Genomic DNA, 26,519 nt, shown 5'->3' with positions numbered 1-26,519 from the left:
TGAGGCGCACAGTCGTTTCCGGGCCACGCTTCGCAATCGAGAGGGTTCATGGCAGTTACCGAGGCCGCAGCGGCGCCACTTTCCCCCGGCGACAACGCCTATCTGAGCATCAGCGAGGTCCGCAAGGAATTCGATGGCGTCGTGGCGGTCGACGAGGTCAGCCTGCAGATCCGCAAGGGCGAGATCTTCGCGCTGCTGGGCGGCTCGGGCAGCGGCAAGTCCACCTTGCTGCGCTGCCTGGCCGGTTTCGAGCGGCCGACCAAGGGCCGCATCGTGCTCGATGACCAGCCGATCGACGCGTTGCCGCCGTACGAGCGCCCGATCAACATGATGTTCCAGTCGTATGCGCTGTTCCCGCATATGAGCGTGGAGCAGAACATCGCGTTTGGACTGAAGCAGGAAGCCCTGCCCAAGGCGGCGATCGCGGCGCGGGTGGGCGAGATGCTGGAGCTGGTGCAGCTCGGCAGCCTGGCCAGGCGCAAGCCGCATCAGCTCTCCGGCGGCCAGCAGCAGCGCGTGGCGCTGGCGCGTTCGCTGGCCAAGCGGCCCAAGTTGCTGCTGCTGGACGAACCGATGGGCGCGCTGGACAAGAAGCTGCGCTCGCAGATGCAGCTGGAGCTGGTCAACATCATCGAGACCTCCGGCGTCACCTGCGTCATGGTCACCCATGATCAGGAAGAGGCCATGACCATGGCCACCCGCATCGCGTTGATGGACCAGGGCTGGATCCAGCAGGTCGGCACCCCGGACGAAATCTACGAACAGCCGGCCAACCGGTTCGCCGCCGAATTCATCGGCTCGGTTAATCTGATCGACGCGGTCATCGTCGATGACAAACCGGACTACGTCAGCCTGAAGGCCCCGGCATTCGACGCCAGCATCCGGATCGGCCACGGCATCACCGGTTTTGAAGGACAGGCGGTGGCATTCGCGCTGCGCCCGGAAAAAATCGTCATCGGCAAGGACGGGCCCGCCCAGGCCTGCAACAAGGTACAGGGCGTGATCGAGGACATCGCCTATTTCGGCAGCCATTCGGTCTATCACGTGCGCCTGCCCGGCGGCTTCAAACTGATGGCCAACTTCGCCAATCGTCAGCGCTGGGCCAGTGAAGCACTGACCTGGGGCGATACCGTATGGCTGAGCTGGGGCGAGGACGACGGCGTGGTGCTCACCGCATGAGGCGCCTGATCCGCGCATTGCCGGGCACGCGCTGGGGCGTGATCGCCGCACCGTATCTGTGGCTGCTGGTGTTCTTCGCGATCCCGTTTCTGATCGTGTTGAAGATTTCGTTTGCCGAGCGTGCCACCGCGATGCCGCCGTACACGCCGCTGTTCGCCGTTGCGGCCGATGGCGCGGTGAGCATCAAGCTGCATCTGGGCAATTATCTGGTCCTGCTGCACGACAGCCAGTACCTGGCGGCGTACGCGAGTTCGATCAGGATCGCGGCGCTGTCCACCGTGTGTGCGCTGTTGATCGGCTACCCGATGGCCTATGTGATCGCGCGTCTGCCGCTGGCCACGCGCAATGTGGCGATGATGCTGGTGGTGCTGCCGTCGTGGACCTCGTTCCTGATCCGCGTGTACGCCTGGATCGGCATCCTCGACGGCAACGGATTGGTCAATCGGGCGCTGCTGGCGCTGGGGGTGATCCGCCAGCCCCTGCAGTTGCTGTACACGCCGCTCGCCGCCTACATCGGCATCGTGTACTGCTATCTGCCGTTCATGGTGCTGCCGTTGTACGCCAATCTGGTCAAGCACGACCAGCGCCTGCTCGAAGCCGCCTACGATCTGGGCGCGCGGCCGTGGCAGGCGTTCGTGCGCATCACCTTGCCGCTCTCGCGCAATGGGATCGTGGCCGGCTGCATGCTGGTGATGATTCCGGCGGTGGGCGAATTCGTGATTCCGGAAATGCTCGGCGGGCCGGACACCTTGATGATCGGCCGCGTGCTGTGGGGCGAGTTCTTCAACAATCGCGACTGGCCGGTGGCCGCTGCGGTGGCCACGGTGATGTTGTTGCTGTTGCTGGTGCCGATCGTGCTCTTCCACCGTTATCAGCAGCGCGAGCTGGAAGGGCGGCTGACATGATGCGCGCCTCTCGTAGCACGCGCCTGCTGGGCGGCGGCATGCTCGCACTCGGCTTCGGCTTTCTGTATCTGCCGATCCTGTTGCTGATGGTCTACTCGTTCAACGCCTCGCGGCTGGCGATGGTGTGGGGCGGCTTTTCCACGCGCTGGTATGGCGAATTGCTGCGCGATCGCCAGTTGCTGGATGCGGCCTGGGTCAGTCTGGAAGTCGCGTTCTGGACTGCCGGGGCATCGACGGTGCTGGGCACGATGGCGGCGATGGCGATGGTGCGCATGCGTCGGTTCCCCGGCAAGACCCTGTTCGGTGCGTTGATCACCGCACCGCTGGTGATGCCGGAAGTGATCATCGGCCTGTCGATCCTGTTGTTGCTGGTCTCGATGGGCGGCGTGCTGGGGATCGCACCGCGCGGCGCGGTCGCGATCTGGGCGGCGCATGTCACCTTCACCGTCTCATTCGTGACCGTGGTGATTTCCTCGCGCCTGCAGGAACTGGATCGCTCGCTGGAGGAGGCGGCGATGGATCTGGGCGCGACACCGCTGAAGGTGTTCTTCCTGATCACCTTGCCGATCATCGCCCCCGCATTGGCATCGGGCTGGCTGCTCGCATTCACGCTGTCGCTGGACGACGTGGTGATCGCCAGCTTCCTGGCCGGGCCCAGTTCGACCACCTTGCCGATCAAGGTGTTTGCCTCGGTGCGGCTGGGCATCAGCCCCAAGATCAACGCGCTTGCCACGCTTATGGTGCTGGCGGTGTCGATTGCCGCGGCGATCGGCTGGTGGCTGCTGGCGCGCAGCGAAAGACGCCGCCAGCGCGATGCGCAATTGGCGCTGCAAGCTGCTTCCTGAGCAGGTACCGGCATTGGTGTGGCGAATGCACCGCAACAAGCGGCGGCCAGACGGCTGCGAACGCCGAAGCCACCGACATCTACGACGGCTGCAAGCCGATTGCGGATGTCTGCTGCGGCTACCGGACGCCGCGCACGGCAGTTGGTTCGGCTGCTGCCGTTACCTGGCCGGAGGCGTGTACCCGCTGTCCCAGGGCTGCGGCTTGGTCAGGTAGCACTGATACTCGGCGCTGATGTCGTAGCCCTGTTGTTCTACTCTAGGTTGTTCGTCGGCGCGATCCTTGTCCCTGTTCTTGCCGTTCTTGTCGCCGTCGTCCTTGGATTTCTGCTTGCTCGGATAGATCGTGACCATGTTCGGCGACGAGTGCGCGGTGACGAATTGGCGGATGGCGGTGTCCGAGCAGGCACGCAGTGCCTCTTGCTCGCAGGGTTGGGTGGGATTGGGCAGCGCGTTGTTGCAGCGCACGGTGACAAATCCGTTCGGGCCGGGACGCGGGCCGTGCAAGATGTCCTGCAGGACGGCGCATCCCGGCAGGCAGGCGCCGATGCCAAGTACAACTAGAACAATCAGATCCCTGCGCATCGTGGTGGTCTTCCGTGAATGGATAAAGCTGCCAAGTGCCGAATGCTAGAGCATTTCGTGCGGCTGGATCGTCGGGACAGGGCAGGGCTGCCTTCATCAGCCTGGCTGGGTGAGTTGTTCCGGCTGCCAGTGATCCGCGAGCGGTGCGATGGAGGTGCGGCATTGCGTCGCGGCGTGGGTAAACACAGCGTTGCAGCGATTTGCTGCGGTTGTGACGCGGCTGCAACTTCCCGGCCACTAGCATGGCGGGCCTGTAACAGGAGACCGTCATGTCCTACGACACCGTCAACCCGGCCAATGGCCAGGTCGAACACACCCAGCACACCCTGGACGCCGCCGCCATCGAGGCGCGTCTGGCTGCTTCCGCCAAGGCATTTCCGCAGTGGGCTGCGCTGCCGTTGGCCGAGCGCGGCGCACTGCTGCGTCGGGTCGGCCAAGAGCTGAGCCGGCGGCGCGACGACCTGCAGCGCATCATGACCGCCGAGATGGGCAAGCTGCGGCACGAGGCGCTGGCCGAGGTGGACAAGTGCGCACAGGCCTGCGCCTATTACGCCGAGCATGCGGCCGACTACCTGGCACCGCGCGATATCCCGACCGAGGCGCAGTCCAGCTATGTGCGCTACGAGCCGCTGGGTTGCGTGTTTGCGGTGATGCCGTGGAATTTTCCGCTGTGGCAGGCATTCCGTTTCCTCGCCCCGGGTCTGATGGCCGGCAATGTCGCGCTGCTCAAGCACGCCAGCAATGTGCCGCGCTGCGCCGATGCGATGAAGCAGGTACTGGATGCCGCCGGTATTCCGCCTGGCGTGTTCGACGTGCTGCATATCGACAACGATCAGGCAGCAGACGTGTTGCGTGACGATCGCATCGCCGCAGTGACGCTGACCGGCAGCGAACGCGCCGGACGGTCGCTGGCTGCAAATGCCGGCGATCAGTTGAAAAAGTGCGTGATGGAACTCGGCGGCAGCGACGCGTTCGTGGTGCTGGAAGACGCCAATCTGGAGCACACCGTCGCCTCCGCCGTGCAATCGCGTTTCGACAACAGCGGGCAGACCTGCATCGCCGCCAAGCGCTTCATCGTGGTGGACGCCATCGCCGATCAATTCATCGAACGCTTCGTTGCCGCCGCCTCCCAGCGCGTGCTCGGTGACCCACAGCAGGACGGCACCACGCTGGCGCCCATGGCCCGCGCGGATCTGCGCGACGAGTTGCACAAGCAGGTACAACACAGTGTGGACAAGGGCGCCAAGGTGCTGCTGGGCGGCCAACCTGTGCCCGGTTCGCATGCAGGCTATCCGGCCACCATCCTCGATCGTGTTGCCCCGGGCATGCCGGCTTACGAGGAGGAGTTCTTTGGCCCGGTCGCGTCGGTGATTCGGGTGCGGGATGAGGCGGAGGCGGTACGCGTGGCCAACGACACCACCTTCGGCCTGGGCGGCAGCGTGTGGACGTCCGATGCCAGACGCGGCGAGCGCGTGGCGCAGCAATTGCAGTGCGGTGCGGCGTTCGTCAATTCGGTGGTCAAGAGCGACGTGCGTCTACCGTTCGGCGGCATCAAGCGCTCGGGATTCGGCCGCGAGTTGGCCGAACATGGCATTCACGAGTTCATGAACATCAAGACGATCTATGTGGCTTGATGGCTGGGATTGGTGATCCGGGATTGGGGATTCGTAAAAGCAGGCCTTCCTTCTCCCGTCGGGAGAAGGTGCCCGAAGGGCGGATGAGGGCACGGGCAGCACATGATGATGCCGACGCCTTCAAACCAGTCAGTACAGAGCCAGCGCGCCTTGCAGTACGTGCAGTGCGGGAACCTCCAGCAGCTCAGTGCCAAAGCAACACTCAGCAGTCAGGAACCCGCTCTATCCATTCCCGATTCCCGAATCCCTATTCAACGCGGCCCTCAAAGCCACCGCGCACGCTTGAACAGGCGATACAGCACCAGACACGAGGCGACCACGCCGGCGACCAGCAGTGGATACGCGTAGCGTTTGTCCAGCTCGGGCATGTGGGTGAAGTTCATGCCGTACCAGCTGGTGATCAGGGTGGGGGCGGCCAGCAGGGCGGCCCAGGCGCCCAGGCGTTTGACGGTTTCGCCCTGGGCCAGGGTCACCATCGACAGGTTGACGCTCAGCGCAGTGCCCAGCATTTCGCGCAAGGTGTCGATGGCGTCGTTGATGCGTACGGCGTGGTCGAGCACGTCGCGCAGATAGATGCCGACTTCGTCGTGGATCAGCGAGCCGGGGTTGCGCTTGAGGTGGGAGAGCACGTCCTGCAATGGCGCCACGACCAGTCGCATCTTGTTGAGTTCGCGCTTGAGCTCGTACAGGCGCACCACGGTTTCGCGCTCGTAGTTGTCGGCGAAGATGTCCTTTTCCAGGCCTTCCAGCGTGTCGCGGAACTCGTCCATGATCGGCAGATAGTTGTCGACCACGAAATCGAGCACGCCATACAGGCAGAACGAGGCGCCCATGCGCAGCATCGCCGGTTCGCGTTCGGCCCGGTGCCGCACGGGCGTATACGACAACGATGCGCCGTGGCGCACCGTCAACAGAAAGCGCGCGCCCAAAAACGCGTGCGTCTCGCCGTAGCGGATGCGCTCGTTGACCAGTTGCGCGGTGTTGACCACCACGAACATGGAGTTGCCGTAGCTCTCGGCCTTGGGGCGTTGGTGCGCCTTGAGCGCATCCTCGATGGCCAGATCGTGCAGGCCGAACTCGTGCTGCAGTTTGTGCAGCACCGATTCCTGCGGCTCGTACAGCCCCACCCAGACGAAACCATCCGGGCGCTGCAGCACGTCGCTGATCTGCTCCAGGCTGATGTCGTGGCGTTCCCCCTCGCCGTCGTAATAGGCGCAAGTGATGACGCAGGAGGGGTTGTCCGGATGGCGGCGGTGGTGATTCATGGACGCATCCTGGATCAGCGCGTGCGCACGGACAAGTCACGCCGCCGCAACGCGATGGCGAGCGCGGTGTGGATCGGCAACAGCAGCAGCACCCATTGCAGGTTGCCCTGTGCCTGGAACGACAGCCAATGGATCAGCAAGGCCAGCAGTGCCGAGGCGGCGACAACCCAGCGCACCACGTCGAACCAGCGTCCGGGCCGGCGCCCGCGCAGCACTGCGATGCCGCCGACCAACAGCAGCACGCACAGCGGGTTGACCAGCAACAGGTTGCGATTGGCCCAGGCCGACTGATGCACGGTGAAGCCCCACAGATACACCAGCAAGCCGCCGCCGATCGCGCACAGCAGCCAGTACGGCAGGGCGAAGGCGGCCAGCACGCGTTGCCGGCGACCGAGCGCCAGCACGCCGGCAGCGACGATCAGCCCGGTCAGCAACCATGGCCACCAATGCCGTTGCTGTTCGGCCGGCTCCGGTGCGATGCGATGCGGCAGCAGGACCTGCGTGGACTGCACCAACGGGCGGCCGGCGCTGTTGTGCACCTGGGTCAGGCTGTCGGCCAGACGCATCGGCACGAACGCTTCTTCCCAGCGCGACAACGGGCGGTCCGCGTACGGCCCCAGTCCCAGGTCGAAGCCCAGCCACATCCACGGCGCAGGGGAGGCCAGGCGTACCGCTTCGCTGCGGAAGGTATTGCCGCGCGAGCGCCCGGCCAGTTGCGATTTCAACGCACCACCCATTGCGCGGTCCAGCGTGTCGCGGACCATCGTGGCACAGTTGGCCACGAAATAATCGTAGTGATAGCGCGCGTTCTCGGGCCGGCTGCGGATGGCCAACCCGTCAGCCAGGGCGCGCGCCTGTTCCGGTGGCAGATCCAGCCACTGGATGCTGACGCCGCGGCCGACCGCGCGGTATTGCTGCAGGTCTTCCTCCAGCGGCAACGCGACCAGGTAGTACATCATCTCGCCGCGCGCAAAACGCGGGACGAAATCCGGCTCGCTTGGGTCGAAGAAGCCGAAGTTGTACGAGGTGGCCTGCCCGGTGACGGGATCGACCACCACGATGGCATCGTGGCCGAAGCGCTCGAAGAACACCTCGCCCGGCTGCATGGTGACCACGCCGACCCGCGGTGCGGACGCAGCGGGTTGTGCGGCCGCCTGATCTGCGATCTGAGCAATGGCGCCAGGCGCCACCAGCAGGGCCAGCAACAGCAGCAGACACGCCGCCGCCCAGCGCCGGATGCTGCCGCGGCCTGGCGCTGCAGCAGTCACGCGGTACGAAAGGTTCAAGCGTCGTCCTGCGGGTCTGGCGGCAGAATGGTCACATGGAAGGCGTGCACGCGCCGCGCATCGGCCTTGGCCACACGGAACGCAAAGCGCCCCAGCGTCAGCTCTTCGCCGGTTTCCGGCAGATGCCCGATCGCATCGGTGACCAGGCCGCCGACGGTGTCGTATTCGTCATCGGGGAAGTCGGCACCAAAGCGCTCGTTGAAGTCTTCGATCGGCGTCAGCGCATCGACCACATAGCGGCCGTCGGCCTGGATCGCGATCAGCGAATTCTCTTCTTCCGCATCGTCGTGCTCGTCGTCGATCTGGCCGACGATCTGCTCCAGCACGTCTTCGATGGTGACCAGACCGGCGACGCCACCGTACTCGTCCACCACGATCGCCATGTGGTTGCGCGACAGCCGGAATTCCTTGAGCAGGACGTTGAGCTTCTTGGACTCGGGGATCAGCACCGCCGGGCGCAGCAGTTCGCGCACGTTGCCGGGACCGTTGTCGGCCACCACGCCGCGCAACAAGTCCTTGGCCAGCAGGATGCCGAGCACTTCGTCCTTGTTCTCACCGTGCACCGGGAAGCGCGAATGGCCGGATTCCACCACCTGCTTCATCAGGTCGATGAAACGCGCCTCCACCGGCAGCGAGACCATCTGCGAGCGCGAGATCATCACATCGCCCACGGTGAGCTCGGATACGGAGATCGCGCCTTCCATCATCCGCAAGGTATCTGCGGCGATCAGACCGTCCTGTTCGGCGGTCCGCAGCAACGCGACCAGTTCGTCGCGTGTGTGGGGTTCGCCAGAGAAGGCCGCGCTCAGGCGCTCGAGCCAGCTACGGCGTTTTTCGGGTGTTTCTTGGGGTTGGCTACTGTCGTCTTCGGACATCGTGACGGGGAACGGCACCCGGCAAACCAGGCGATAGCGATCAGTCTAACAGGAAGCCGCTAAGGCGCTGTGGACGGGGCGGGGCGGGACGCTGCGCCTCAGGGCAGGTCCAGGCTGTAGCCGCAGCCGACCACGGTCTTGCCCGGATGCGACTTCACGTTGGAGACGCTGAGTACGATCGATTCGATCATCGCCTCGCCGGTCTTGGGGTTGGTGGTGTCTTCGCTGACCAGCTCGCGGCCGTACATGACCTTGTCGGCGTTATCCACGCCCAGTTCCAGGTTCAGCCGTTTGGCCAGCGGGCGCGGGTCGGGCAGGTCCAGCAGCGCCATGACGCTGGCGCCGGAGAACGCGATGTGGGTGGTGCTGTGGCCGAACACGCTGATCGGCGTGTTGAGCGTGTACTCGGTCATGAACAGGTTGGCCTGTTCCAGCGGGGTCCAGCCCAGCGCGACCGCCTTGAGCGGGTCGGCCAGCACCGGTGCCAGCGCGTTGAAGTCGCCGATGCGTTGGCGGCATTCGATCAGGGCCGGCAGGTCGGGGCGTGCCGGCAGGGCCTGCGCCCAGGCGCTGGAGGAAGCCAGCCACAGCAACGCGGTGGCCATGCAGGCCCGCATCAGCGCTCTCCCGCATACGGATCGTCGATGCCGAGATCGGCAAGGATGTCGCGTTCGAGTTGCTCCATCGCGTCGGCCTCCTTGTCGTCCTCGTGGTCCCAACCGAGCAGGTGCAAGGCGCCGTGCACGGTCAGATGGGCGTAATGCGCGGCCAGCGACTTGCCTTGTTCGGCGGCCTCGCGCGCCACCACCGGCGCGCAGATCACCAGATCGCCGAGCAGCGGCATCTTGATGCCCTTGGGCAGGCCTTCGGGCAGCTCGGCCGGGAAGCTCAGCACATTGGTGGCGTAATCCTTGCCACGGTAATGGTGGTTGAGCGAGCAGCCTTCCTTCTCATCGACAATCCGCACCGCCAGATCGGCCTCGCGGATGCGTCCCTTCAGCGCGGCCGCCACCCATTTGCGAAAACTCACCGCCGACGGCAGACCGGCGCGCGGCAGCGCATAACTGACAGCGACGTCGAGGCGGACAGGTCCACGGGTCATGGCGAGAGTTCCTGAACAAGAGTGATTCGATGGGAGCAGATGATCGGCGGGATCACCTCGGACCCCTCGGCAATGCGGTAGCCCGTACTGCCGGTCGGGCCACGTCTGCAGCCGCGATTGTAATGCCGGAATTCAACCTTGAAACGATGTCGGATTGTCGCGGTTTATGGCCACCGCAACTGACTCGCCTGCCACCACAATGCCGGCAAGCTGCCTTCACTCAGCCGGTTTGGTGGCGGCAGCGTCCTGCTGATCGCGCTTTTCATACGCCGTGACGATGCGCTGCACCAGCGGGTGGCGCACCACGTCGCGCGCTTCGAAGAAGGTGAAGCTGGCGCCGTCCACATCGCGCAGCACCTCGATCGCATCGCGCAGGCCGGACTTGACGTGCTTGGGCAGGTCGATCTGGGTCAGGTCGCCGGTGACCACCGCGGTGGAGCCGAAACCCAGGCGGGTCAGGAACATCTTCATCTGCTCGATGGTGGTGTTCTGCGCCTCGTCCAGGATCACGTAGGCATCGTTGAGCGTGCGGCCGCGCATATAGGCCAGCGGCGCGATCTCGATGACGTTCTTTTCCAGCAGCTTGACCACTTTTTCCACGCCCAGCATTTCGTACAGCGCGTCGTAGAGCGGGCGCAGGTACGGGTCCACCTTCTGGCTGAGATCGCCGGGCAGGAAGCCCAGCTTCTCGCCGGCTTCCACCGCCGGGCGCACCAGGATCAGGCGCTGCACGCGCGATTCGTTCAAGGCTTCCACTGCGCTGGCCACGGCCAGGAAGGTCTTGCCGGTACCGGCCGGGCCGATGCCGAAATTGATGTCGTGCGTGGCGATCGCGTGCAGGTACTTGGCCTGGTTGGCGCCGCGGCCACGCACGGTGCCGCGTTTGACCTTGATCGCCACGTCCTGGGCCACGTAGGAACGATCGGCCACGTGCTCGACATTGGCATCGTTCAGGCGCAGGTGGATGGCGTGGTTGTCGAACGTGGTGGCGGCGGCTTCCTCGTACAAGGCCGTCAGCAGCGACTGCGCGGCGGTGATCGCCGGCTCCGGGCCGGTGACGCGGAAGATGTTGCCGCGGTTGGCGATCTCCACGCCGAGCTTGAGTTCGATCTGGCGCAGGTGCGCGTCGAACGGGCCGGCCAGATTGGCCAGGCGCTCGGTGTCGTCGGGTTCCAGGGTGAAGTTGCGATGTGCAGGTGAGTTCATGGTCGGATCGGACCGCGCACGCATGCGCTGGTCGGTTGGGCGGCAGACGAGGGTAGCGCGCAGCGTGTGATCCCACCAACACGCCCGGCCAATGCAATCACCCGGTCTGGTCGGGACCCGGCGGCGTGCGCGGGTTTTCCACAGTCGCTGTGGAGTCACGCATCACTAACCTGTGGATAAAAATTGTGGCGCCTACTCGCACAAGGTCCGGCAGGGAGGTGGCGAAAAAATCGCCACTACAGTTGCGGTTGTCCACAAGCGGTGTGGATCGAATTCGGCAAAGCCTGTGGGTAACTGCTCGGACGCCTTGTGCCGCAAGGCGTTGCAGGCAGGTGGTGAAATTTTGATCACTCGGCGTGCGTGCTGCGTACTGAGGCGAGTCGCTGTCGATGTTGTCACTCGTAGTGACACCACGAACGTTGCGACCGACCAACACGCATCCTCCAACCAGCCACCAAGCGCTGCATGAAAAGGCGCCCTGCAAGCCGGCGCCTGTGCCGCATCAGCTCGCGCTGTCATCCACCTGGATAAGACCACGCAGCGAATTACTCATCGCCTCGGTGATCAACACATCGACGAAGTGTCCGATCAGGCGCGGGTTGCCGGGGAAATTCACCGGGCGCATGTTCTCGCTCTTGCCGGTCAATTCGTTCGGATCGCGCCGCGACGGGCCTTCCACCAGTACCCGTTGCACGCTGCCGACCATGGACTGCGAAATACGCGCGGCGTGCGCATTGATCTGCGCCTGCAGGCGGGCAAGCCGCGCCTGCTTGACGGCTTCCGGCGTGTCGTCCTGCAGGTCCGAGGCCGGGGTGCCGGGACGACGCGAATACACGAACGAGAAACTCTGGTCGAAGCCCACGTCCTCGATCAGCTTCATGGTCTTTTCGAAATCCGCTTCGGTCTCGCCGGGAAAGCCGACGATGAAGTCCGAGCTGATCGAAATGTCCGGGCGCACCGCGCGCAGCTTGCGGATCTTGGACTTGAATTCCAGCGCGGTGTAGCCACGCTTCATCGCCGACAGGATGCGGTCGCTGCCGGCCTGCACCGGCAGATGCAGATAATTGGCCAGCTGCGGCACGTCGCGGTACGCATCCACCAGCGAGTCGGAAAATTCCAGCGGGTGCGAGGTGGTGAAACGGATACGGCCAATGCCCTCGATCTGCGCGATGGTGCGGATCAACAAGCCCAGATCCGCGGACTGCGCCGCGTCGCCGGCATCGGCGCCATACGCGCCGCGATACGCGTTGACGTTCTGGCCGAGCAGATTGATCTCGCGCACGCCCTGCGCAGCCAGTTGCGCAACTTCCACCAGTACGTCCTCGAACGGCCGGCTGACTTCTTCGCCACGGGTGTAGGGCACCACGCAGAACGAGCAGTATTTGGAGCAGCCTTCCATGATCGACACGAATGCCGACGGGCCATCGGCGCGCGGCTCGGGCAGGCGATCGAACTTTTCGATTTCCGGAAAGCTGATGTCCACCTGCGACTTGCCCGATTCGCGCCGCGCGCGGATCAGCTCCGGAAGGCGATGCAGGGTCTGCGGGCCGAACACCAGATCCACATAGGGCGCGCGCTTGACGATGGCCTCGCCCTCCTGGGAAGCCACGCAGCCGCCCACTCCGATGATCACCGGCTTGCCGCCGGCCTTCAGTGCCTTCCAGCGGCCGAGCTGGCTGAACACCTTTTCCTGCGCCTTCTCGCGGATGGAGCAGGTGTTGACCAGCACCACGTCGGCGTCTTCGGGATTGTCGGTCAGCTCCAGGCCCTCGGAGGCGGCGAGCACGTCGGCCATCTTGGCCGAGTCGTACTCGTTCATCTGGCACCCGTGGGTCTTGATGTAGAGCTTGCCGCGCACCACGGCAGGCGCCGACGGGCGGGCCACCGGCAGCGGCAACAGGGCAGGTGCGTCCACGGCGGTGGCCGCGGACAGGTCGGAAACGGATGTCCCGGGCATGGCGCTTATTCCAGGCGGGTAGAAGATAGCCGCACAGCTTACCCGCTTGCGTCGGGCCCGTCCGCCTGGGTCAGGCCTTGGCGTTGGTCGCCTCGGCACGTGCAAACGCCGGCCGGTCGGCCATGCGGGCGATGTAGGCGCGGGTGCTGGCAGGCGGGTCGACCAGGCCGAAATCGAGCATCCAGCCCAGCGCGCCGCCCCACAACACATCGGCCGCGCTGCAGCGCTGGCCCAATAGATAGTCGTCCTTGGCCAGTTGCGCGTCGATCACCTGCAGCACCGTGTCGCAGTCGGCGTAGGGGGAGATCGCGCGCGGCGGCGCGTCGCGTTTCATCGCGCGGTCGATGATCGCCGGCTCGAACGCCGAGCCGTAGAAGGCCAGCCAGCGCAGGTAGGCGCCGCGATCGGCATCGCCCGGTGCCGGCGACAGGCCGGCTTCCGGATACAGCTCGGCCAGGTACTGGTAGATCGCGCCCTGTTCGGTGACCACGCTGTCGCCGTGCCGGATCGCCGGAATCTTGCCCATGGGGTTGATCGCCAGGTACTCGGGTGCGAGCTGCTCGCCTTTTTCCAGATTGACGATCTGCAGGTCGTAACTGGCGCCGAGCTCTTCCAGCAGCACCAGCACGCCGCGCGAACGCGAGCGGGGATTGTGGAACAGGGTGATGTGGCGCTGGTCGGACATTGCAGGTTCCTTGGTGGATGCGGCAGGCATAGGCCGCGGTGCCAGCGCCATCCTACGCAGCCATTGCGGACAGTTTCTGTCCGCAATACGGTAGCGCGATGGCTTCGACCGCTGCCCGCCTGTTGCGTCTGCTTGCGCTGTTGCAAGGCGGCCGGAGCTGGTCCGGCGTGGCGCTGGCCGAGCGCCTGGAACTGCACCCGCGCAGCGTGCGGCGCGCGGTCGAGCGCCTGCGCGAGCTTGGCTACCCGGTGCATGCCGTGCCCGGCGCCGGTGGTGGCTACCAGCTGGGGCAGGGTGCAGCCGCACTGCCGCTGTTGTTCGAAGAAGACGAGGCGCTGACGGTGGCGATTGCCCTGCGCGCAGCGGCTCCGGCGATACGCGGCATGGATGCGGCGGCGGCGCGGGTGCTACTCAAGCTCGATCCGCTGTTGCCGCGGCGCAGCGGCCAGCGTGCCAGCGCTGCGCATGCGGCCACCGCCAGTTTGCCGGTCACCGAGGACGCTGGTGCCTTGGTGGATGCGGCGTTGCTGGCGCAACTGGCCAGTGCCTGCCGCGACCGGGTCGCGCTGCGTCTGGACTATCGCCGTCATTCCGGCGCGTCGCTCACGCGCTGCGTCGAGCCGGCGTTGCTGGTGAACTATGGGCGGCGCTGGTATCTGCTGGCCTGGGACTGCGAACGTCAGGACTGGCGGACCTTGCGGGCCGACCGGATCGACCAGGCCAGTGCCACCGGCGCCCAGTTCGCCGCTCGCGCACTACCGGAGGAGCCGCTGCAACTCCTGCGCAAGGCAATCGGCGAGTCGCCGTTCCCGTGTCGGGCGCGGGTACGCCTGCATGGCACGCTGGACGCACTTGCCGCGCGCATCCCGCCCTGGCTGGGCGCGCTGGAAGCCGACGGGCCGGCACATTGCTGGCTGGGCCTGGGCGCACCGAGCATGCCGGCCCTGGCGGCCAACCTGCTGCTGCTCGATCTGCCTTTCGAGGATATCTCTCCGCAGACGGTGCACCCACCCCTGATCCAGGCGCTGAACGCGTTGCGGATGCGGCTGGAGCAACTGCCCGGATAATCGCGGCCGCCACTTGGCAAGCACATAGCAAGCTGGGACACTCCGCCGCATGAAGGGGATGTCAAGAGTGCTGGGGCTGTTACTTGTCACGTTGCCGGCGGCGCCGGTCAGCGCCGGGACCTTGTACAAGTGCATCAGCGGCGACGGGATCACCAGTTACCTGAGCAAGCGCCAGAGCGGCGCGACCTGCAGCGTCATCAGCAGCTACACCCCGGACCGGTCTGCGCGCCGCGCCGCGCCGTCCACGCTCCGCCCGACGTCGGCCGTGGTCGCCAGCCAGGCGCGCAGCAGCGCCACGATCGACAGCGGCGCGCCGGCCACGATCATCAGTCAGCCGGTCAGCCAGGCGCCACGTCGCGCTGCCGAGGTCGCCTCGGCAGTGATGCCGCGCGCGCTGCCGGTGTCGGAGACGCAGATCGTGCAAGCGCCCGCCACCGCCGCGGTCAATCCGCGCCGAGTGGTCAGCGGGCAGGTCTATTCGTATATGAAGGACGGCGTGCGCCATTACACCAGTGCGCGCCCGCGCCAGGTGGCCAGCATCCAGGGCTTGCGCACCATCCATTACAGCTTCATCGAAACCTGTTACGCCTGCGCGGCCAAGCCCGGCGTCAATTTCGGCGCGATCCGGCTCAACACCAACGCCTATCAGCAGGAAATCACTGCGGCCGCGCGCGAGTTCGGGGTCGAAGAGGCGATCGTGCGCGCGATCATCCATGCCGAGTCGGCCTACAACCCGCTGGCACTGAGTCGTGCCGGCGCGCAGGGTCTGATGCAGTTGATGCCCGGCACCGCACGCCGCTTCGGGGTCAGCGATGCCTATGATGCAACGCAAAATATTCGTGGTGGTGTGCAATATCTTTCGTGGTTGCTGAAGCGTTTCAACGGCGATCTCACGCTTGCCGCTGCCGGCTACAACGCAGGCGAGGGCGCTGTGGATCGCTATGGTGGCGTGCCGCCTTACAGCGAGACCCAGCGCTACGTCCAACGCGTCGGCCTGCTGGCCGGGCGCTATCGTGGGCAGACCACGGCCGTCAACTGAGCTGTGTGCCTTCGCGCGTATGTGCTACGCGCTGCAGCCTGCCTTGACCGCAACGCATCGAGCCGGATGTCAGGCAGCCATCTGCGCGCAGGCAGCCTCTGCGCGGGCGCGATGGTGCAGCCAACGCGCGGCATATCTTCGCTTGGTGCGGGGCCTTTCTGTCAGCACTGCGTCCCAGCTGTCCGCCTTGTGCGAGGCTGGCACGTGATGCAATCGATGCGCGCCTGCATCCGGTGTTTGCACTGCGCCGGTCCGACTGCGTACATTGCGTTGTCTGTGCATTAAGCGTTCCGCTACACTGCGGTCGATTCATCGCGGCTGGACCCCCCGCCAGCCGTTGGCAGCCTCACGCTACCTAATCAAGATCGGAGAGCCGGATGGCCAACGATGGGGTTAACGCACCTGCTGATATCGGGCGTCGTCGGTTCTTGACCGCGACAACGGCCGTGGTCGGTGCGGTCGGAGCAGGATTTGTCGCAGTTCCGTTCGTGAAGTCGTGGAATCCCAGCGCACGCGCCAAGTTGGCCGGTGCCCCGGTGACCGCCGACATCAGCGCCTTGCAGGAAGGGCAACGGCTGGTTCTGGAATGGCGCGGTCAGCCCATCTGGATCGTCAAGCGCTCCAAGGCGATGCTCGACGCACTGCCATCACTGGATGACCGGCTCAAGGATCCCAAGTCCGAGAACAAGGACCAGCAGCCCGACTACGTACTGAAGAATCCCGAGTACCGCTCGATCAAGTCCGACATCTCGGTGCTGGTGGGGCTGTGCACGCATCTGGGCTGCTCGCCGGAAATGGTCGCCGAGATCCGCCCCGAGCCCTACGACCCGCAGTGGAAGGGCGGCTATTTCTGCCCCTGCCACAAGTCGCGCTTCGACATGTCCGGCCGCGTCTTCGACGGCGTGCCGGCACCGATCAATCTGCTGGTGCCCCCACACCACTATGTGGACGACAACACCCTGGTGATCGGCGTCGATCCCGATGGTGCCGGTACGTCGGCCAACAGCACGGGGGCTGCCTGATGAGCAATATCCTGGTCCGTACCGCCAATGGTGTGTTCGATTGGGTCAACGAACGCGCGCCCGGGCTGATGCCCATGTATCGCAAGCATGTCAGCGAGTACTACGCGCCGAAGAACTTCAACCTCTGGTACTACTTCGGCTCGTTGGCCATCGTGGTGCTGGTCAACCAGATCGTCACTGGCATCTTCCTGACGATGCACTACAAGACCAGCGCCGCCGATGCCTTCGCCTCGATCGAATACATCATGCGCGACGTGGAGTGGGGCTGGCTGATCCGCTACATGCACAGCACCGGCGCCTCGCTGTTCTTCATCGTGGTGTATCTGCATATGTTCCGCGGGCTGATGTACGGCAGCTACCAGAAGCCGCGCGAGCTGGTGTGGATTCTCGGCATGCTGATCTATCTGGTGCTGATGGCCGAAGCCTTCATGGGCTACGTGCTGCCGTGGGGGCAGATGTCGTTCTGGGGCGCGAAGGTCATCATCTCCCTGTTCGGCGCCATCCCGGTGATCGGCAACGGGCTGACCGAATGGATCATGGGCGACTACCTGCCCGGCGATGCCACGCTCAACCGCTTCTTCGCGCTGCACGTGATCGCGCTGCCGCTGGTGCTGTTGCTGCTGATCGTGCTGCACATCGGCGCGCTGCACGAAGTGGGCTCCAACAATCCCGACGGCGTGGAAATCAAGAAGGGGCCGAAGGGCAATCGCTGGGATGCGCACAAGCCGGCCGACGGCATCCCGTTCCATCCGTATTACACGGTCAAGGATCTGGTCGGGGTCGGCTTTTTGCTGCTGATCGCCGCCTTCATCATCTTCTTCGCGCCGGCGTTCGGCGGCCTGTTCCTGGAGCACGACAACTTCACCGAGGCCAATCGCCTGGTGACCCCGGAGCACATCAAGCCGGTCTGGTACTACACGCCGTATTACGCGATGTTGCGGGTCGTGCCCAACAAGCTCGGTGGCGTGCTGGTGATGTTCTCGGCGATCGCGATCCTGTTCCTGGTGCCGTGGCTGGATCGGGCGAAGGTGCGTTCGATCCGCTACCGCGGCTGGATCTCCAAGGTCGCGCTCGGCGTGCTGGTGGTGTGCTTCGTGTGGCTGGGCGTGATCGGCTCCGGTCCTGGCACCGACGCCCACGAGACCTATGTCGGGCGCGTGCTGACCTTCCTGTACTTCGCCTTCTTCATCACCATGCCGGTGTGGACGCGGCTGGACAAGACGAAGCCGGTGCCGGAGCGGGTGACCACCCATGACTAAGCGCATCCTCATGTCATGGAAGTCAGGCGTGTTTGCGCTGCTGTGCGGGCTGCTCATTGGCGGCGGTGCGATCGCGGCCGAAGGCGGTGCGGTGCAGCAGGCCGGCAACGACCTGAGCGACCGTGCCTCGTTGCAGCGCGGCGCGCAGTTGTTCATGAACTACTGTTCCGGCTGCCACTCGCTGAAGTACCTGCGTTATTCGCGCATGGCCAGCGATCTGGGTTTGAGCGAAGCTGAGGTCATGACCAACCTCAACTTCACCGGTGCAAAGGTCGGCGAACATATCGAAGGCACCATGCCGCACGATGCGGCGGCCAAGTGGTTCGGCAAGGCACCGCCGGATCTGACCCTGATCGCCCGCGTGCGTGGCACCGACTGGGTCTACACCTACCTCAAGTCGTTCTATCTGGATCAGACCCGCCCCTTGGGCTGGAACAATCAGTTGTTCCCGAATGCCTCCATGCCCAACCCGCTGTGGGAGCTGCAAGGCCTGCAGCAGGCGCAGTATGGCCCGCCCGACAAGGCGACCGGCGACAAGCCGGTGCAGGCGCTCAAGCTCGGTCAGCCGGGGCGACAGACACCGGTGGAGTTCGACCAGACCGTGCGCGATATCGCCAACTTCCTCGAGTACGCCGGCGAACCGGCTGCCTTGAAGCGGCAGAGCATGGGCGTGTGGGTGATCCTGTTCCTGGCCTTGCTGACCTTCATCGCCTACTTGCTCAAGAAGGAATACTGGAAAGACGTGCATTGATCGTGCTGTGACGCCTGGGCGGCCGCGTGGCGTATGCGGGCGCCGCGCAGTCGTTGTGTTGTTAGCGACCATTGGCGCTATCTAGTTGTTCACAAGTCACGTTGGTCGAGGGCGCGGCGCCCTTACCGCTTGCGGCACACGCCCTGAACCCGTTCGTGGGGGCTCGGTGGCGGCATCCACACCGCCACACGGTCCCGCAACCGGTGAGGACACCGTACCAGACAGCTGGTCGGCGGCCGTAAAAAACCGCTTTCCGCTCGACTTACATCGGACGTTGAGCCGGCGCTTCATGGTCGAACAACGCGCATCAACCATTGCTCTTAACTGTGCACACCGACCATCTCGACTGGTCCTTGCCCGCCCACCGTCGCGGGACCTTACGCGGCATGGGGATGCCGCGCCAGAGCCTACAGGGACGTACTTGCGGCGTGTCCTGCGACGGTGGGCGGGCAAGGGCCCTGCATAGGATCCACAGATCAGCCGCGTGCCCACCCGCCGATGATGCGTAATTGCGCGATGCGCCCGACATTCAACACGAGAATATGGCTTGTTCGTGTTTTTGAGGCCCTATCACCCTTGGCTTTTGCGTGACGTGATTGCACACTCGAAGGACCGTGGTGACGGTCGGCGTTGGGCCGGCCGCGCCGATGCGGCCGGCGGATTCCGGTCGTCGGAGAGCCTTGAATGGCGACGAGTGTGCGTATGCGGAATACCTTGACTTTGTTTTCGTCCAACGACGACGTGTTGTGCCACCGGGTCCGTCTGGTCCTGGCGGCGAAAGGGGTGACCTACGACCTGGTGCCGGTCGACCCGCAAAATCCCCCGGAAGATCTGATCGATCTCAATCCCTATCATTCGGTCCCGACCCTGGTCGAACGCGACCTGGTGCTGTACGCCGCATCGGTGGTCAGCGAATACCTGGACGAGCGCTACCCGCATCCGCCGTTGATGCCGGTCGATCCGCTCTCGCGCGCGCGCCTGCGTCTGGCGATGCTGCGGATCGAGCACGACTGGGTGCCGCAGGTGCAGGCCATCCAGCTCGGCAACAAGACCCAGGCCGAAGCCGGCCGCAAGCGCCTGAAGGAACTGCTCACCGCGTCGGTGCCGCTGTTCAAGGCCAGCAAGTTCTTCCTCAATCCGGAAATGAGTCTGGCCGATTGCGCGATGGCGCCGATCATCTGGCGACTGGACGCGTTGGAGATCGGCCTGCCCAAGGATGGCAAGGCGATCGAAGATTACGGCAACCGGATCTTCCGCAATCCCGGCTTCATCCGTAGCCTGACCGATCAGGAAAAGAAACTGCGCGACCTGCCTGGCTGATGCGACGGCTGTATGCCAACAGACCGAGGCGCCGTCGCGCAGCCGCCGCTGCGGGCCGTGTGCGGGTAAAATGAGGTCATGAGCGAAGATTTCCCCCGCATGACCAGCCATCGCCCGTACCTGCTGCGGGCCTTGGTCGAATGGATCAACGACAACGGCATGACCCCGCACGTTCTGGTGGACGCAGGGCTGCCTGGCGTGCAGGTACCTGCCAGTGCCGTCAAGGACGGCCGTGTCGTTCTGAACATCGCCGAGCGCGCCGTGGTCGGGCTGCAGGTCGACAACGAAAGCGTGCAGTTCACCGCGCGCTTTGGCGGCGTCAGTTATCCGGTAATGGTGCCGATGGCCGCCGTCCTGGCGGTGTATGCACGCGAGACCGGGCAGGGCATGGCGTTGCCGGACGATATCCCCGGCACCAGCACTGAGCCGCCCGATCCGGGCGCACCGCCGCCGCCGAGCGCGCCCGCGCCGGACGAGCCGCCGAGCGCGGGCAAGCGTCCGCATCTACGCGTGGTCAAGTAACTGCACGAGCGGGCGCGCATCGCGCGTCCATCCATTGTTGCGGCATGTACGCTTGCCACGTGCACCGCACGTGCATATTGCCTTCAGAACACGCCGTTGCATGTGCCGTACAGCGTTGTGGATATGCGGCAGTGACCTGATCTTCGGTCGCAGGGCACTGTATGCAGGAAAGGTGTCTGCATACGCACAGATCGATCAAATCGCGGTCAGTTCAGGCGTTGATGGTCCGGGCTCAACGGCGTCACCGTGGCTACTTGCGGTCCGGTGAAGGCGATCAATTGATCGCCGCGCAGCACCAGGCGGCCGCTGTGACGGTCGATGCCATCGGAGGAATACTCGAACCGGAACGTCCGCTCGAAGCCCAGCCAGCCATTGGGCTTGCGGCAGATGCGGATATTGGTGGAATGCACGCTCTGGTCCAGCCATTGCACATCGGCGGCGCGGCAGGCATTGCGGCCGAGGATATCGGCACGTTCGGCAGCCGCGCGCGAGGAATTCCAGAACGCGTACAGCGCGGCGCCGGCAATCATGAAGAGAATAAGGCTGGGCATGGCGTCAATGTGCCATGGCCTGCGCCCGATCGACAATCAGCGCGCCGGGCCGCAGCGTTGCGCTGGTCGCTGGTGACCCGATGCGCCGGCCGGCATCCGGCACTTGTACACGCGGCCACTCGCTGTGCCGCGAACGGCTGTCTCTACGTCGCGCGCGCTCGTCAGCGCGCCGGTCGAACTGGAGCTGACAGGAAAGTTGCAGTAGATCGATTCGGTGCGCCGGGCGCGCCCAGCTTGGCCGCTGCGCAGTCAGGCCGGCACCCGCTTTGACCATTCACCGCCTGCGGTTGGCTTGTGTCGGGCGCAGCGCGACCCCATCCAGTGGACTTGTGCCCCGTTGAATCCACACGCCGCTCGCCCTGGCCTGGCATGACGGCCTGCGGCATCGCCTATGCATCCTGTCCTGCAGCAGTTCCATCCTGTCGTGGCTGCGTGGTTCGCGCAGACCTTCGCTGCGCCCACGCCGGCGCAGATTGCCGCGTGGCCGGCGATCCAGGCCGGGCGCCACACGCTGGTGGCCGCGCCGACCGGCTCGGGCAAGACGCTGACGGCGTTCTTCGCGGCAATCGATGCATTGATCCGCGACGGCCTGGCCAACGGCGGCGCGTTGCCGGACGAAACCCGCGTGGTCTACGTCTCGCCGCTGAAAGCGCTGTCCAACGACATCCACCTCAATCTGGATGCGCCGTTGCAGGGCATCCGCACGGCCCTGGTCGCGAGCGGTCTGCCGGACGTGGCGGTGCGCACGGCGGTGCGTACCGGCGACACCCCGCAGCGTGAGCGGGCACAGGCGCGCCGCACGCCGCCGCATATCCTGGTGACCACGCCGGAGTCCTTGTACGTGTTGTTGGGCTCGGCGTCCGGGCGCAATGCGCTGCGGCATGTGCGCACTGTCATCGTCGATGAGATCCACGCGGTGGCCGCGGATAAACGCGGCAGTCACCTGACCCTGACGTTGGAGCGATTGCAGCGGCTGGCCGAGCGCCCGATCACGCGCATTGGCTTGTCCGCGACGCAGAAGCCGATCGAGACCGTGGCGCAGTTCCTGGTCGGGGCGGGCGATGCCGGCCAGCCGCCGCCCTGCGAGATCGTGGATATCGGCTACACCCGCAGGCGCGATCTGGCGCTGGCCTTGCCGCCGACACCGCTGAGCGTGGTGATGTCCAACGATCAGTGGCTGCAGGTGTATGCCGATGTCGCCAGGCTCGCGCAGCAACATCGCACCACGCTGGTATTCGTCAACACGCGGCGCATGGCCGAGCGCGCTGCGCGCCATCTTGGCGATCTGCTCGGCAAGCGGCGCGTCGCCGCGCACCACGGCAGCCTGTCGCGCGAAACGCGTCTGCTGGCCGAGCAGCGACTCAAGGCCGGCGACCTCACCGTGCTAGTGGCCACCGCATCGCTGGAACTCGGCCTGGATATCGGCGATGTGGACCTGGTCTGCCAGCTCGGTTCGCCACGTTCGATCGCCACCTTCCTGCAGCGTGCGGGACGCTCCGGGCATGCGGTCGGCGGCACGCCGAAGGCGCGCCTGTTTCCGCAGACCCGCGACGAGCTGGTCGAATGCGCCGCGCTGCTGGACAGCGTGCGCCGCGGTGAGCTGGACGCCTTGCGCATTCCGCTGGCGCCGATCGATGTGCTTGCACAGCAGATCGTGGCCGAGGCCGCGTGCGAGGACTGGGATGAGGACGCGCTGTTCGCGTTGGTGCGTCGCGCCTGGCCGTTCGCGCAGCTGAGCCGTGCGACCTTCGATAGCGTGGTGCGCATGTTGTGTGAGGGTTTCAGCACACGGCTCGGGCCGCGCGCGGGCTACCTGCATCGCGATGCGGTGCATCGGCGCCTGCATGCGCGCCGCGGCGCACGCATGACCGCGCTGACCTCCGGCGGCACCATTCCCGAAACCGGCGATTACAGTGTGGTGCTGGAGCCGCAGGCCGAAAAGATCGGCACGGTGAACGAGGATTTTGCGGTCGAAAGTCTTACCGGCGATGTGTTTCAGCTCGGCAATGCCAGCTACCGCATCCTGCGCGTGGATGCCGGGCGCGTGCGCGTGGAAGATGCCAAGGGCGCGCCACCGAATATCCCGTTCTGGCTGGGCGAGGCGCCCGGGCGCAGCGACGAATTGTCGGCTGCGGTGTCGCGTCTGCGTGGCGAGGTTGCGGTGCGGCTGGAGAGCCCGCCACATCAGGCCGCCTGCGACTGGCTGCACACCGTGCTGGATCTCTCGGTGGAAGCTGCACGCCAGCTGGTCGACTATCTCGCCCATGCCTGCACGGCCCTGGGCGCGATGCCGACCCAGCAGTGCCTGGTGATGGAGCGCTTCTTCGATGCCAGCGGCGGCACCCAACTGGTGATCCACTCGCCGTACGGCAGCCGCATCAATCGCGCCTGGGGACTGGCGTTGCGCAAGCGCTTCTGCCGTACCTTCAACTTCGAACTGCAGGCTGCCGCGACCGAGGATGCGATCGTGTTGTCGCTGTCCACCAGTCATAGTTTTGCCCTGGAGGAGGTGGCCCGCTATCTGCATTCGTCATCGGCAGAGCATGTGTTGATCCAGGCGGTGCTGGATGCGCCGCTGTTCGGCGTGCGCTGGCGCTGGAATGCGACCAATGCGATGGCGCTGCCGCGCTTTGCCGGTGGCAACAAGGTCGCGCCGCAGCTGCAACGGATGAAGTCGGAGGATCTGCTGGCGACGGTGTTCCCCGATCAGGTCGCCTGCGCGGAGAATCTGGTCGGCGAGCGCGAGGTGCCTGACCATCCGCTGGTGGCGCAGACGCTGGAAGACTGCCTGCATCAGTCCATGGACAGCGAGGGCTGGTTGCAGGTGCTGCGCGGGCTGGAGTCGGGGGCGATTACGCTGGTGGCGCGCGATCTGGCCGCACCGTCGCCGCTGGCGGCCGAAGCCTTGAATGCGCGGCCGTACGCGTTCCTGGACGACGCACCGCTGGAGGAACGCCGCACCCAGGCCGTGCAAAGCCGTCGCTACACGCCGCAGAGCAGCGACGATCTGGGGCAGCTCGATCCCGAGGCCATCGCCTCGGTGCGCGAACAGGCCTGGCCGCAGCCGCGCGATGCCGAAGAAATGCACGAAGCGCTGGTCGGGCTCGGCGTGCTTCCCGTCGATGAAGCGGGCGATGCGCGATGGCACGCCTGGCTGGCTGCACTTGCCGGCGATGGGCGTGCCAGTTGTCTGGCATTCGATGGGGTGCCCGCGCTGTGGATCAGTGCCGAGCGCATCGACTGGTTTGCGCCGCTGTATGCGCACGCCGTTGCGCAACCGCCGCTACAGGCACCGGCAGATTGCCGCGTTGCCGACTGGCAGCGCGACTGGGCCGTGCGCGAGCTGCTGCGCGGCCGCCTGTCTGCGGTCGGCCCGGCGCAAGTGCCGGCCTTGGCCGGCGCACTGCACTTGCCCGCGTCCGAGATCGTGCTTGCCTTGGCCGCCCTGCAGCGCGAGGGTTACGTCATGGCCGGCCACTTCAGCGCGCAGGCGCAGTCGGAAGAGTGGTGCGAACGTCATCTGCTGGCGCGTATCCATCGCTATACCTTGGGACGGTTGCGCCGCGAGATCGAGCCGGTGGCGCAACGCGATTACGCGCGGTTCCTGTTCGAGTTGCAGCATGTCGATGGCGCCAGCCGGGTGGCCGGGCCGGACGCATTGGCCGGCGTCGTCGGGCAGCTGGAAGGCTTCGAGGCACCCGCAGTGCTGTGGGAGAGCGAGCTGCTGCCGGCACGCATGCGTGACTATCAACCGGCCTGGCTGGACGAGCTGTGCACCGCCGGGCGCACCGTGTGGGCGCGGCTGCGGCCCGGCGGTGGCCGTAGCGGTGCCGCGCTGCGCAGCACGCCGATCGTGTTGCTGCCGCGCCGCGAGGCGCAACGCTGGAGCAGCCTGGCACGCGAGGCTGACGACGCGCCACTGGGCTCGCGCGCGCAACGGGTGGTGGAGGTCCTGCAGCAGCAAGGCGCCTTGTTCTTCGACGAGATCGCCGATGCGGCCCGCCTGATGAGCACCGAGCTGGAAGATGCCCTGAGCGAACTGGTGATGCGCGGGCGCGCGCATTGCGACAGTTATGCCGGGCTGCGCGCGTTGCTGGTGCCGGCGTCCAAGCGGCCCTCTGCGCTGTCGCGCCACCGGCGCCGCGCCAGTGCGCTGGGCATTCGCGATGCCGGTCGCTGGGCGCCGGTGCGCGCGCTGCCGGAGCTGCCGCTGGCCGAAGCCGGCGAGCGCCATCAGGACATGCTCGAACATGTGGCGTACACCTTGTTGCGTCGCTACGGCGTGGTCTGCTGGCGGCTGCTGGAGCGCGAGGCGGCGTGGTTGCCGCCGTGGCGCGAGTTGCTGCGCATGTATCAACGCCTGGAAGCGCGTGGCGAAATCCGTGGGGGGCGTTTCATCGCCGGGCTGTCCGGCGAGCAGTTCGCGTTGCCGGATGCGATCGCCGCCCTGCGCCGCGTGCGTGCGCAAGCCCTGCCGCAACACTGGGTGTGCGTGAGTGCGAGTGACCCGAGCAATCTGTTGGGCAGTCTCCTGCCGGGCGAGCGCGTCGCGCGCGTGCCGGGCAATCGTATAGCCTATCTCGATGGCCTGCCGATGGCGGTGTGGGTGGCAGATCGCTTCCAGCCGCTGCAGCAACTGAGCGACGAACAGGCCGAGCAGGCCTTGCGCCTGCTGCAGCGTGGGCCTGGCGCCGCCGAGCAGACGCCGATGGAGCAGTGGCTGGCTCAGTCGCCCGGCGGCACCGCGCGCGCGCCAGTCGTCCGTGGCAGCGGACGCGACAGATAGCGGCTATCGGGCACCACCCAGCGCCACGGCGCATCCATCGCCTTGCGGATGCCGATGCGCGGCGTTGCCAGCGGCTCGGACGGCGGCGGCAGGCCGTCGTCCTCGATCCATAGGCGTGCGCTGGCGTCGGTCAGATCCAGCCCGTTGTCCGTCGCTTTCACCCCGAATGCCTGGGACAGGCGACCGGGCCCGGTGGTCAAGGTCTTGAGCGGGGCGGCGCTGCGCGCGGCCTGCATGGAGGCGATACCGGCCAGCGGTTCGAGCGCACGGATCAGCACCGCATGCCCGGGCGCACCGCCGCACACTGCGTTGATCGCCCAGTGCATGCCGTAGATGAAATACACATACAGATGCCCCGGCGCGCCGAACATCACCTGCGTGCGTGGGGTCATGCCGCGAAACGAATGCGCAGCCGGATCTTCGCTGCCGCAATACGCCTCGACCTCGGTAATGCGGCCGCGGCGTCCGTCCGCGCTGACCAATACCTTGTTGAGCAATCGCAGCGCGACCTGGCGGGCATCGTGCGCATAGAAACCGCGTGGGAGTGGCTGTGGCGACATGCGCCAAGCCTAACCGCGCAGGCGTGACGTCCCCGCGGACTGTCCCGGACAATGCGCCACTCCGGGGTAGGAATTTTCCGAATGTCAGGCCTTGCTAGCGTATGCCCCGTCACAAAAGCGC

General features: G+C 65.7%; 23 protein-coding genes. 12 read left to right on the top strand and 11 right to left on the bottom strand.

What is annotated here, in order from left to right; all coding sequences use genetic code 11:
* Positions 1–48 precede the first annotated feature (48 nt).
* Genes XaplCFBP3123_RS08410 through XaplCFBP3123_RS08400 form a run of 3 tightly spaced genes read left to right on the top strand, consistent with a single transcriptional unit; the run spans position 49 to position 2,929 of the window.
* Entirely contained in the window at positions 49–1,179 is a 1,131-nt protein-coding gene (locus XaplCFBP3123_RS08410; RefSeq protein WP_104533624.1) for an ABC transporter ATP-binding protein, read from the top strand.
* Positions 1,176–2,084, top strand: a complete 909-nt coding sequence (locus XaplCFBP3123_RS08405; protein ID WP_104533623.1) for an ABC transporter permease subunit — start codon at positions 1,176–1,178, stop codon at positions 2,082–2,084. The genes XaplCFBP3123_RS08410 and XaplCFBP3123_RS08405 overlap by 4 nt, the downstream gene beginning before the upstream one ends.
* Positions 2,081–2,929 carry an ABC transporter permease subunit gene (locus tag XaplCFBP3123_RS08400; RefSeq protein ID WP_104533622.1) on the top strand — a complete coding sequence of 283 codons (849 nt, stop codon included), beginning with the start codon at positions 2,081–2,083 and terminating at the stop codon, positions 2,927–2,929. The genes XaplCFBP3123_RS08405 and XaplCFBP3123_RS08400 overlap by 4 nt, the downstream gene beginning before the upstream one ends.
* Positions 2,930–3,088: 159 nt before the next feature.
* On the opposite strand, the gene XaplCFBP3123_RS08395 is transcribed toward XaplCFBP3123_RS08400, so the two are convergent.
* Entirely contained in the window at positions 3,089–3,511 is a 423-nt protein-coding gene (locus XaplCFBP3123_RS08395; RefSeq protein WP_172453158.1) for a hypothetical protein, read from the bottom strand.
* A gap of 269 nt (positions 3,512–3,780) precedes the next feature.
* Between XaplCFBP3123_RS08395 and XaplCFBP3123_RS08390 the strand changes: the two genes are divergently transcribed.
* A complete protein-coding gene (locus XaplCFBP3123_RS08390; RefSeq protein WP_104533621.1) occupies positions 3,781–5,145 on the top strand; it encodes an NAD-dependent succinate-semialdehyde dehydrogenase in 1,365 nt (454 codons plus the stop codon).
* A 263-nt stretch (positions 5,146–5,408) separates the two neighbouring features.
* On the opposite strand, the gene XaplCFBP3123_RS08385 is transcribed toward XaplCFBP3123_RS08390, so the two are convergent.
* The 8 genes from XaplCFBP3123_RS08385 to XaplCFBP3123_RS08350 form a co-directional block, all read right to left on the bottom strand.
* A complete protein-coding gene (locus XaplCFBP3123_RS08385; RefSeq protein WP_104533620.1) occupies positions 5,409–6,410 on the bottom strand; it encodes a magnesium and cobalt transport protein CorA in 1,002 nt (333 codons plus the stop codon).
* A gap of 14 nt (positions 6,411–6,424) precedes the next feature.
* Positions 6,425–7,696 (bottom strand): DUF4105 domain-containing protein, encoded by a 1,272-nt coding sequence (locus XaplCFBP3123_RS08380; protein ID WP_104533619.1) that lies wholly within the window; start codon positions 7,694–7,696, stop codon positions 6,425–6,427.
* Positions 7,693–8,571 carry an HlyC/CorC family transporter gene (locus XaplCFBP3123_RS08375; RefSeq protein ID WP_104533618.1) on the bottom strand — a complete coding sequence of 293 codons (879 nt, stop codon included), beginning with the start codon at positions 8,569–8,571 and terminating at the stop codon, positions 7,693–7,695. The genes XaplCFBP3123_RS08380 and XaplCFBP3123_RS08375 overlap by 4 nt, the downstream gene beginning before the upstream one ends.
* 98 nt (positions 8,572–8,669) lie before the next feature.
* The gene (locus XaplCFBP3123_RS08370) at positions 8,670–9,188 is read right to left on the bottom strand and encodes a hypothetical protein (protein WP_104533617.1); all 519 of its coding nucleotides are present in this window, start codon (positions 9,186–9,188) and stop codon (positions 8,670–8,672) included.
* A complete protein-coding gene (ybeY, locus tag XaplCFBP3123_RS08365; RefSeq protein WP_104533616.1) occupies positions 9,188–9,673 on the bottom strand; it encodes an rRNA maturation RNase YbeY in 486 nt (161 codons plus the stop codon). The genes XaplCFBP3123_RS08370 and ybeY overlap by 1 nt, the downstream gene beginning before the upstream one ends.
* Before the next feature lie 216 nt (positions 9,674–9,889).
* Positions 9,890–10,879, bottom strand: a complete 990-nt coding sequence (locus XaplCFBP3123_RS08360) for a PhoH family protein (protein WP_104533615.1) — start codon at positions 10,877–10,879, stop codon at positions 9,890–9,892.
* A gap of 502 nt (positions 10,880–11,381) precedes the next feature.
* The gene (gene miaB / locus XaplCFBP3123_RS08355) at positions 11,382–12,836 is read right to left on the bottom strand and encodes a tRNA (N6-isopentenyl adenosine(37)-C2)-methylthiotransferase MiaB (protein ID WP_104533614.1); all 1,455 of its coding nucleotides are present in this window, start codon (positions 12,834–12,836) and stop codon (positions 11,382–11,384) included.
* 70 nt (positions 12,837–12,906) lie between these two features.
* Positions 12,907–13,521 (bottom strand): glutathione S-transferase family protein, encoded by a 615-nt coding sequence (locus XaplCFBP3123_RS08350; protein ID WP_104533613.1) that lies wholly within the window; start codon positions 13,519–13,521, stop codon positions 12,907–12,909.
* Between the two features lie 98 nt (positions 13,522–13,619).
* On the opposite strand from XaplCFBP3123_RS08350, the gene XaplCFBP3123_RS08345 reads away from it, so the two are divergent.
* From XaplCFBP3123_RS08345 to XaplCFBP3123_RS08310, 7 genes are all read left to right on the top strand, one after another.
* The gene (locus XaplCFBP3123_RS08345) at positions 13,620–14,588 is read left to right on the top strand and encodes a helix-turn-helix transcriptional regulator (RefSeq protein WP_104533612.1); all 969 of its coding nucleotides are present in this window, start codon (positions 13,620–13,622) and stop codon (positions 14,586–14,588) included.
* 49 nt (positions 14,589–14,637) lie between these two features.
* A complete protein-coding gene (locus XaplCFBP3123_RS08340; protein ID WP_104533611.1) occupies positions 14,638–15,627 on the top strand; it encodes a lytic transglycosylase domain-containing protein in 990 nt (329 codons plus the stop codon).
* Positions 15,628–16,004: 377 nt separating this feature from the next.
* Complete coding sequence (gene petA / locus XaplCFBP3123_RS08335; RefSeq protein WP_026064126.1) at positions 16,005–16,649, top strand: ubiquinol-cytochrome c reductase iron-sulfur subunit; 645 nt, start codon at positions 16,005–16,007, stop codon at positions 16,647–16,649.
* Positions 16,649–17,908, top strand: coding sequence for a cytochrome b (locus XaplCFBP3123_RS08330; protein ID WP_024939276.1), 1,260 nt, complete (start codon positions 16,649–16,651; stop codon positions 17,906–17,908). Before petA ends, XaplCFBP3123_RS08330 begins: the two co-directional genes overlap by 1 nt.
* Entirely contained in the window at positions 17,901–18,659 is a 759-nt protein-coding gene (locus XaplCFBP3123_RS08325; protein WP_104533610.1) for a cytochrome c1, read from the top strand. The genes XaplCFBP3123_RS08330 and XaplCFBP3123_RS08325 overlap by 8 nt, the downstream gene beginning before the upstream one ends.
* A gap of 684 nt (positions 18,660–19,343) precedes the next feature.
* Positions 19,344–19,979, top strand: coding sequence for a glutathione S-transferase N-terminal domain-containing protein (locus XaplCFBP3123_RS08315; protein WP_024939278.1), 636 nt, complete (start codon positions 19,344–19,346; stop codon positions 19,977–19,979).
* Between the two features lie 78 nt (positions 19,980–20,057).
* Positions 20,058–20,501, top strand: coding sequence for a ClpXP protease specificity-enhancing factor (locus XaplCFBP3123_RS08310; protein WP_104533609.1), 444 nt, complete (start codon positions 20,058–20,060; stop codon positions 20,499–20,501).
* A gap of 206 nt (positions 20,502–20,707) precedes the next feature.
* On the opposite strand, the gene XaplCFBP3123_RS08305 is transcribed toward XaplCFBP3123_RS08310, so the two are convergent.
* On the bottom strand, positions 20,708–21,088 hold the full coding sequence (locus tag XaplCFBP3123_RS08305) for a DUF3301 domain-containing protein (RefSeq protein ID WP_164739484.1): 381 nt from the start codon (positions 21,086–21,088) through the stop codon (positions 20,708–20,710).
* A gap of 355 nt (positions 21,089–21,443) precedes the next feature.
* On the opposite strand from XaplCFBP3123_RS08305, the gene XaplCFBP3123_RS08300 reads away from it, so the two are divergent.
* Positions 21,444–25,838, top strand: a complete 4,395-nt coding sequence (locus XaplCFBP3123_RS08300; RefSeq protein WP_104533607.1) for a DEAD/DEAH box helicase — start codon at positions 21,444–21,446, stop codon at positions 25,836–25,838.
* Here the strand turns inward: XaplCFBP3123_RS08300 and XaplCFBP3123_RS08295 are convergent.
* Positions 25,778–26,398: a DNA-3-methyladenine glycosylase gene (locus tag XaplCFBP3123_RS08295; protein ID WP_104533606.1), complete on the bottom strand. Its 621-nt coding sequence runs from the start codon at positions 26,396–26,398 to the stop codon at positions 25,778–25,780. The two genes, XaplCFBP3123_RS08300 and XaplCFBP3123_RS08295, sit on opposite strands and share 61 nt — an antisense overlap.
* Positions 26,399–26,519: the final 121 nt, after the last annotated feature.

This window comes from Xanthomonas arboricola pv. populi (assembly GCF_002939945.1).
GTDB classification, from domain to species: Bacteria; Pseudomonadota; Gammaproteobacteria; order Xanthomonadales; family Xanthomonadaceae; genus Xanthomonas; species Xanthomonas arboricola_A.
Note: the sequence above shows the minus strand (reverse complement) of the source record. Positions and strands in the feature narration are given on the sequence as shown.